The organism is bacterium, assembly GCA_024228115.1.
GTDB lineage: Bacteria > Myxococcota_A > UBA9160 > UBA9160 > UBA6930.
The window spans coordinates 1-7305 of the sequence record JAAETT010000459.1; the positions used below are offsets into that span (position 1 = coordinate 1).

A 7305-nucleotide genomic window follows, 5' to 3' on the forward strand; every position below is an offset into this window, starting at 1 on the left:
CAGGCTCCAGAGCCTGGAACCCGAAGAGAGAAACGAAAGTCGGAGACGAGGGAGGAACGACGCGCCCAAGAAACAACGCTGCTCCAAGAGGGCAGGCGTCAGGGGACGTCACTGCCTGTTGACAACCGGGGGCCTGATAGGGGTTATACGGCGATTGGCTTGCGGGTCGCGTACTGGCCTTGGGTAGTGGCGCTTCATTCTCGATGTTCCGCGGTGCTCAGGCCAGCGAGCAGTGCGTCGAGATCTGCCTTTGCCTCGGGTGGAGTCGTGGAGTCTGAGTGCGACTGGATAAGCTCAACCAAGGACCGTGGATCTGACGGGCCGGCCGGGACGAGCCAGTACTCGCCCGGCTCGATTGATTCAAAGAGACCGAAGAGAGCCTTCCGGCGCTTGTTCGGACGAGCCCATTGCACTTCGTATGGCGTACCCGTCTCATCGAAGGCGGCGCGTATTTCAGACTCTGCGTCGATGGGTTCGATTTCGCGAACCGCGTCGTCAACCGACGGAAAGACGAACAGGCCAGGTTCATCGAGAAGGACAATCAGCATCGTTCGCCCAAGAGAGGAAGTGCGCGATTGCAGTCGAGAGCATCGTGGGACCGCAAGCAGCTTCGAACTTCTGTTCTTGGACTTTGCAGTGGACCCATGAGGCTTCGGGTGTGTTCTCTTCGATCGGAGCGAAGGACTTCGATTCGAGTCCGGTGCCCGCGAGATCGATCTTGAGCAGCCATCCCGGATTGTCGAGCGTTTCGATCACTACGCCGTATCGGTGCTCCCACTCGCCGTCGCACTGGTCGCGGTACCAGACTTGCAGTTCTTCAAGCATCGCACCCAGATCCGCGTTCGCCGTATAACTAGTATTGGATCCCACCACGGGACCCTCAGCAAAGCATAGCCCTGCAGCCCATTCCCGAGCTATGGGTTCGGATCTGCTGCGCTTTCGCGTGACTGCAGGGCTGGGAGTTCGGAAATGCTGCGAGGCGGTGCAGCCTAATCCGCAGAATGGTCGATATGGCCGCGGGGCTGCATCCTATTGCCGCCTTTGGCTGGGGAGAGTCGGGCCAGGTGTCGGACTTCCTTGGGTTTTTCGGGGAGCTGCCGTGCGCTGATGCGGAAAGGCGGCGAGGCTCTTCGGTGGGGTCTAGAGTCGGTCGGCCGGACTCTGCAGGCCGAGGGGGCCGCGTTCCAGCACGTGTGTGTAGATCATGGTGGTGCGGACGTCGCGGTGGCCGAGGAGGCGCTGGACGCTTCGAAGGTCGACGCCGTCCTCCAGCAGGTGGGTCGCGAAGGAGTGGCGCAGGGTGTGGCAGGTCGCGCGCTTGGCCAGGCCGGCGCGCAAGGCGGCCTTCCGGATGCCGCGCTGCAGGACGGTTTCGTGTAGGTGATGACGAAATCGGTCGCCGGTCTTCCGATCATGGCCCAGGCGGGTGGCCGGGAAGACGTACTGCCACACCCAGTCCCGGCCCGCACGTGGGTACTTCCTCTGGAGCGCCCATGGCAGCGGCACCTGTCCCAGGCCGCGCTTCAGATCGTCGTCGTGGAGCCGGCGGGTGTTCCGGAGGTGGGCGCGCAGCGGCTCATCCACAAGCTTCGGTAGCGTCGTCACCCGATCGCGGTCGCCCTTTCCCTCCCGCACCACGATCTGGTGTCGGTCGAAGTCGATATCCTTGATGCGGAGCCGAAGCCCCTCGAGGAGGCGCAGGCCACCTCCGTACAGCAAGGTGAGCGGGAGTCGGTGCGCCGGTTCCGCGGCCGAGAGGAGGCGGCGGACCTCGTCCCGGGAGAGGACGACGGGGAGCCGCTGCCGAACGGGCGCCCGCTCGAACTCGTCGAGCGCATCCAGCGGACGGTCCAGGACGCGGAGGTAGAGGAACTTGAGGGCGCTTAACGCCTGGTTCTGTGTGCGCGCACTCACCTTGCCGTCGATCGCCAGGCTCGAGATGAACCCGATCACCTCGTCAGCGCCCATGTCCTTTGGGTGGCGGGTGTCGTGGAACAGGATGAATCGCCGGATCCAATGGACGTAGGCGTCCTCGGTACGTCGGCTGTAGCGGCGCATGCGGGCGACGCGACGGACCTGGTCGAGGAACCTCGGCGGCTTCGGCGGGTCGGGCGGCAAGGACACGAGGCGCTCCGCCGGGACCGGGCTCCCCGAACCTACGCGAGCACCCGGAGCTTCGCTAGCCGAGCAGGCTCTGCTCGAGATCGAAGCCGAAGCCGATCGGGGCTGCTGACGGGACCGACGCGCGGACCTCCCCGACCCCGGAAAAGCGATGTCAACGGCGACGTCACACCCGCGGAGCCTGAAACGTGCCTCTGCAACTGACCGCGATTGCTATCCTTCTCGACCGGAGAGGTGGCCGGGTGGTTGAACGCAGCGGTCTTGAAAATGGGATGAATGCCTGTGATTTCAGCAAGTTCGGTGAGTTGCGTCGGGCCGGAACCGCCCAGAATGGGCGAGAGCGGATGCGATCGACGTCGCCAGAGAAGTCGATCCACCACCGACAGAGAGAGCGCATCAGGCTTCGAACCTGCGGTTCGCGCGTTCGGCAGCCGGATCGTGGCTAGCCTGCGCGCATGACGGAGGCAGTCCCGACCGCGGGCCGCAGGTGGAGTGTCCGGGTTGGTGTCCTGCTGCTCCTCATCGCGGCGGGCGCCGCGCTTCGCTTCACCGTCCTGGCGCCGGGACCCGGTCGAGGTGCGGGTGGCCAGCGTCGGGCGCGGCGTCGTCGACTCCATTGTGACCAACTCCAAGGCGGGTACGGTGAAGGCGCGCCGACGCTCGAGGATCACGGCGGAGACCGGCGGGCGCGTTATCGAGATCGCCCACCGCGAAGGCGAGCGCGTCAGCACCGGCGACATACTGGTGCGGCTCAACGATTCGAGCATGGTCGCGCAGCTCGATCTCGCCCAGCGCGGCGCCGAGGTCGCCAAGTCCAGGCTGGCCGAAGCGTGCCTGCGTCGGGATCGGGCGGGCCGCGAGCTCGGGCGAATGAAGAAGCTCGCCGAGCAGGGCATCGTTGCGGACGACGTACTCGACCAGCTCCAGTACGGCTACGACGCGGCCCGGGTGGGCTGCGACGCCGCACGCAAGGAGCTTGCGAGCGCTCGTGCCCAGGTGCGTGCGGCCGAGGCGGAGCTCGCCAAGACCGTGATCGTCGCGCCCTTCGACGGCATTGTGGCCGAGGTGAGCACCGAAGTAGGCGAGTGGGTGACACCTTCTCCTCCGCTCCTCACGTCGCCCGCAGTGGTGGACCTGATCGATCCGATTTCCCTGTATGTGAGCGCACCGATGGACGAGGTCGACTCGGCTTCCATCCATGAGGGCCAGGCCGCCAAGCTCACCGTGGACTCGCGACCAGGCGAGAGCTTCGGAGCCCATGTGGTGCGCGTGGCGCCCTACGTGGTCGACATCGAGGCCCAGAATCGCACCGTCGAGATCGAGGTCGAGCTCGATGACCCGGCCGAGGGAGCCAAACTGCTGCCGGGCACCAGCGCAGACGTCGAAGTGGTGCTCGAGACGCGCGCAGACGTGCTGCGCATTCCGACATCGGCATTGCTTGAAGGCGAGCGGGTACTCGTCCTGGACGACGGCGTGCTGAGGGAGCTGCAGGTAGAGATGGGTCTGCGCAACTGGCGATTCGCGGAGGTGGAGGGGGGACTCTCCGAAGGCCAGCAGATCGTCGTCTCCCTCGACCGGGTCGAGGTCCAGGCCGGCGCCAGCGCCGTGGTGGCGTCCGAGGATACGGGCAACGGCCCATGATCCACCTGGAGGACGTCTGGCGCACCTACCGGATGGGCGACGAGGAGCTGCACGCCCTTCGCGACGTAACCGAGGAGATCCGGGACGGAGAGCACGTCGCCATCATGGGCCCGTCAGGCTCCGGCAAGAGCACGCTCCTCAACATCATCGGCTGTCTCGACCGACCGACCCGGGGGCGCTATCGGCTCGATGGACGCGAGGTGGCGAGCCTCGACCCGGACGAACTCGCCGAGGTGCGACTGCATCGGATCGGCTTCATCTTCCAGTCGTTCCACCTGGTGCCTCGTCTCTCCGCCCTCGACAACGTCGAGCTGCCGCTGATCTTCGCCGGCATGCCGCCCGCGGAGCGACGCAAGCGGGGAGAGGAGGCCCTCGATGCAGTCGGGCTCATGCCGTGGGCGGGGCATCGACCGAGCGAGCTCTCGGGCGGCCAGAAGCAGCGCGTCGCGATCGCCCGGGCGACCATCATGGGCCCGGGTCTGCTGCTCGCCGACGAGCCCACCGGCAACCTCGACTCCCGCTCCGGCCACCAGGTGCTCGAAATGCTCTCTCAGCTCAATGCCAACGGGAAGACGCTCCTCGTCGTCACCCATGACCCCAGCGTGGCCCGACGAGCCGATCGGGTGGTGGTCCTGCGGGATGGGCAGATCGTTCGCCGCGTGGAGGGGCGATCCGTGAGCGATCTCGCCACGCTCTTTGCCGAAGACGTCCCGGCCCCGTGAAGACCGTCGACATTCTTCGCTTTGCCGCCACGGCGCTCGCTCAGCACCGGCGGCGCACCCTCCTCTCGCTGATCGGCGTCGTGATCGGTGTCGTTGCAGTCGTTTCACTCACCGCGCTCGGCGAGGGCGCCCGCCGCTACGTGACCGACCAGTTCGCCAGCCTCGGTAGCGGCCTGCTGATCGTCATGCCCGGCAAGAACGAGACCACCGGCGGCTTCCCGGGTGTGATGGGGGCACCTAACGATCTCACCCTCGAGGATGTCAAGGCGGTTCAGAGGCGCATCCCCCAGGTGCTCCGCGCGGTTCCGATCGCCCTGTCGACCGCAGATGTGGCCCACCTCGAGCGCGGCCGCCATGTGATGGTTATCGGCACGACACCCGACTTCCGCCGCGTTCGGGATCTGCGCATGCTCGCCGGCCGCTTCCTGCCGGCCGGGGACTGGGAGCGCGGGGCGCCCGTGGTCGTGATCGGCCGCAAGGTCGCGCGCGAACTCTTCGGCCAGGCCAATGCCGTGGGCGAGCCGATCCGGGTCGGGGGCTGGCGCATGAGAGTGCTCGGCGTCCTCGCCGGGCAGGGCACGCAGATGGGACTGAACATGGACGAGGTCGTCCTCGTGCCGGTCGCCACGGGATTGCGCATGGCGAACCGCACCTCGCTCTCGCGTGCGGTGCTCGAAGTGCACTCCCTGGCCGACATGGAAGCCGTGAAGCGCCGGGTCATCGACGTGGTGATCGAGCGCCACGACGAGGAGGACGTCACCATCATCACCCAGGAGGCGGTCCTGAGCTCCCTCTCGTCGATCCTCCAGGTGCTGACCCTGGTCGTGGCCGGGATCGCCGCGATCAGCCTGACGGTCGCGGGGATCGGGATCATGAACGTGATGCTGGTCTCGGTATCGGAGCGGACGAGCGAGGTCGGGCTCCTCAAGGCCCTCGGCGCCACCCGGCGCCAGATCCTGCTGATCTTCCTGCTCGAGGCCGTGCTGCTCTCGACCGCGGGCGGCGCCATCGGGCTTGCTCTCGGTTGGGCGGTCGTCGAGCTCGGCACGGCTCTCTATCCCGCGGTCCCCGCCAGTCCGCCGGCCTGGGCCGTGGGCGCGGTGATTGGCGTATCCTTCGGGACCGGGACACTCTTCGGTGTGCTCCCGGCCTGGCGAGCGGCCCGACTCGACCCGGTGTCGGCCCTTCAGGGCCGCTGAGCAGGAGGAGGGGCATGGCGACGCTCGACCCGGCCGATCTGCTCCGGCTCAGCACCGGGGCCATGCGGGGCCACCCCACCCGGTCGGTGCTCTCGATGCTAGGCATCGCGATCGGCGTGGCGGCGGTGGTGCTCCTCACCTCTCTCGGTGAGGGAGCACGGCGTTACATCGTCGCGCAGTTCTCCCAGTTCGGTACGAACGTCATCGCCATCAATCCTGGCAAGACCGAGACGATGGGGATCCCGGGCGCCTTCGGTGGCACGACCCGCAAGCTCACGATCGAGGATTCGGAGGCGATTGCACGGATCCCCGATGTGACCGAGGTGGTGCCGATGGCCATGGGCCAGGCTCGCGTCGAGGGGGGCGGGCGCGGCCGCAGCGTCTTCATCTATGGGACGACATCGACGCTGCCCGAGGTCTTCTCATTCGAGATCGGACAGGGCAGCTTCCTCCCTCCTGGCGATCCCCGCCGCGGAGGCTCCGTCGCCGTCCTCGGCCCCAAGCTCAAGCGCGAACTCTTCGGCGAGGAGAATGCACTCGGGCAGCTCGTGCGCGTGGCGGGCGCCCGCCTGCGTGTGATCGGCGTCATGGCGCCGAAGGGCCGGATGCTCGGCTTCGACATCGACGATGCGGCCTACATTCCGGCCGCGACCGCCATGCGGCTCTTCAACCTCGACGAACTCCAGGAGATCGACGTCCTGTTCGCCCACGAGGGAATGACCGACAGAGTCGCCGAGCGGGTTCGGAAGGTGCTCATGGAGCGTCACGGCGGCAAGGAGGACTTCACGCTCTCCACCCAGACCGAGATGCTGGAGGTCTTCGGCCGGGTGATGGACGTCATCACCCTCTCGGTCGCGGTCATCGCAGGCATCTCGCTGCTCGTCGGCGCGATCGGGATCTTCACCATGATGTGGATCTCCGTGGGTGAACGCGTGGGTGAGATCGGACTCCTGCGCGCGCTCGGCGCGACCGCGCAACAGGTGCTCTTCATCTTCCTTGCCGAGGCCCTGCTGCTCACGTCGCTCGGAGGCATGGCAGGACTGGTGATCGGCCTGGCCGTGATGTTCGTCGTGCGCCTGCTGGCTCCCGGCATCCCGCTTCACGCGCCGGTCGAGTACGTGCTCGCAGCCCTGGGAATGAGCGCGGCTGCGGGGGTGCTCTCGGGCGTGAGCCCGGCCCGGCGCGCGGCGGGTCTCGAGCCCGTGGAGGCGCTTCGGGCCGAGTAGACGAGAGGCACCGGAGCAACGCCAACGCTCCCTCGTGCCCGAGATCACCCGGAGAGCCGTCAGGACGTTCTCGAACCTCCCGATTCCCTCCCCTTCCAGCCTCTTCCACAGGAGAGGTGGCCGAGTGGTTGAAGGCAGCGGTCTTGAAATCGGGAGGGGCGGCCTTCACGAGATGACCCGCAGCGAAGCCCATCTCTCCCTCACGCCCCTTCGCGAAGAGGTGCTCGAGGGCTATCGTCTACATTGTTTGCAGCCGCCCTAGTCCCTTGTCACACCAAAAGCTGGGGGTAGAGTCGTCGCAGTTTCACGCGGGCTTGTTGGGTCGTGAATTGCCAGTCGACGCCCTTCGTCGTTCGGTTGCGATCGTCTTGCCAGGCTTGGACTTGGCGCGTGAGA

At 66.8% G+C, this 7305-nt stretch carries 8 protein-coding genes; 5 read left to right on the forward strand and 3 right to left on the reverse strand.

What is annotated here, in order from left to right; all coding sequences use genetic code 11:
• Positions 1 to 194 precede the first annotated feature (194 nt).
• The 3 genes from GY937_19855 to GY937_19865 form a co-directional block, all read right to left on the reverse strand.
• The gene (locus tag GY937_19855) at positions 195 to 548 is read right to left on the reverse strand and encodes a hypothetical protein (GenBank protein ID MCP5058964.1); all 354 of its coding nucleotides are present in this window, start codon (positions 546 to 548) and stop codon (positions 195 to 197) included.
• The gene (locus tag GY937_19860; protein ID MCP5058965.1) at positions 526 to 825 is read right to left on the reverse strand and encodes a rhodanese-related sulfurtransferase; all 300 of its coding nucleotides are present in this window, start codon (positions 823 to 825) and stop codon (positions 526 to 528) included. Before GY937_19860 ends, GY937_19855 begins: the two co-directional genes overlap by 23 nt.
• Positions 826 to 1140: 315 nt before the next feature.
• Positions 1141 to 2058 (reverse strand): integron integrase, encoded by a 918-nt coding sequence (locus tag GY937_19865; protein ID MCP5058966.1) that lies wholly within the window; start codon positions 2056 to 2058, stop codon positions 1141 to 1143.
• A 555-nt stretch (positions 2059 to 2613) separates the two neighbouring features.
• Here GY937_19865 and GY937_19870 point away from each other — a divergent pair.
• The 5 genes from GY937_19870 to GY937_19890 all read left to right on the forward strand — a co-directional run bounded on the left by GY937_19870 (position 2614) and on the right by GY937_19890 (position 7171).
• Positions 2614 to 3762 (forward strand): efflux RND transporter periplasmic adaptor subunit, encoded by a 1149-nt coding sequence (locus GY937_19870; GenBank protein ID MCP5058967.1) that lies wholly within the window; start codon positions 2614 to 2616, stop codon positions 3760 to 3762.
• Positions 3759 to 4484: an ABC transporter ATP-binding protein gene (locus tag GY937_19875; protein ID MCP5058968.1), complete on the forward strand. Its 726-nt coding sequence runs from the start codon at positions 3759 to 3761 to the stop codon at positions 4482 to 4484. Before GY937_19870 ends, GY937_19875 begins: the two co-directional genes overlap by 4 nt.
• The gene (locus tag GY937_19880; protein MCP5058969.1) at positions 4481 to 5683 is read left to right on the forward strand and encodes an ABC transporter permease; all 1203 of its coding nucleotides are present in this window, start codon (positions 4481 to 4483) and stop codon (positions 5681 to 5683) included. Before GY937_19875 ends, GY937_19880 begins: the two co-directional genes overlap by 4 nt.
• A gap of 14 nt (positions 5684 to 5697) precedes the next feature.
• On the forward strand, positions 5698 to 6909 hold the full coding sequence (locus tag GY937_19885) for an FtsX-like permease family protein (protein MCP5058970.1): 1212 nt from the start codon (positions 5698 to 5700) through the stop codon (positions 6907 to 6909).
• Positions 6910 to 7033: 124 nt separating this feature from the next.
• Entirely contained in the window at positions 7034 to 7171 is a 138-nt protein-coding gene (locus GY937_19890) for a hypothetical protein (protein ID MCP5058971.1), read from the forward strand.
• Positions 7172 to 7305: the final 134 nt, after the last annotated feature.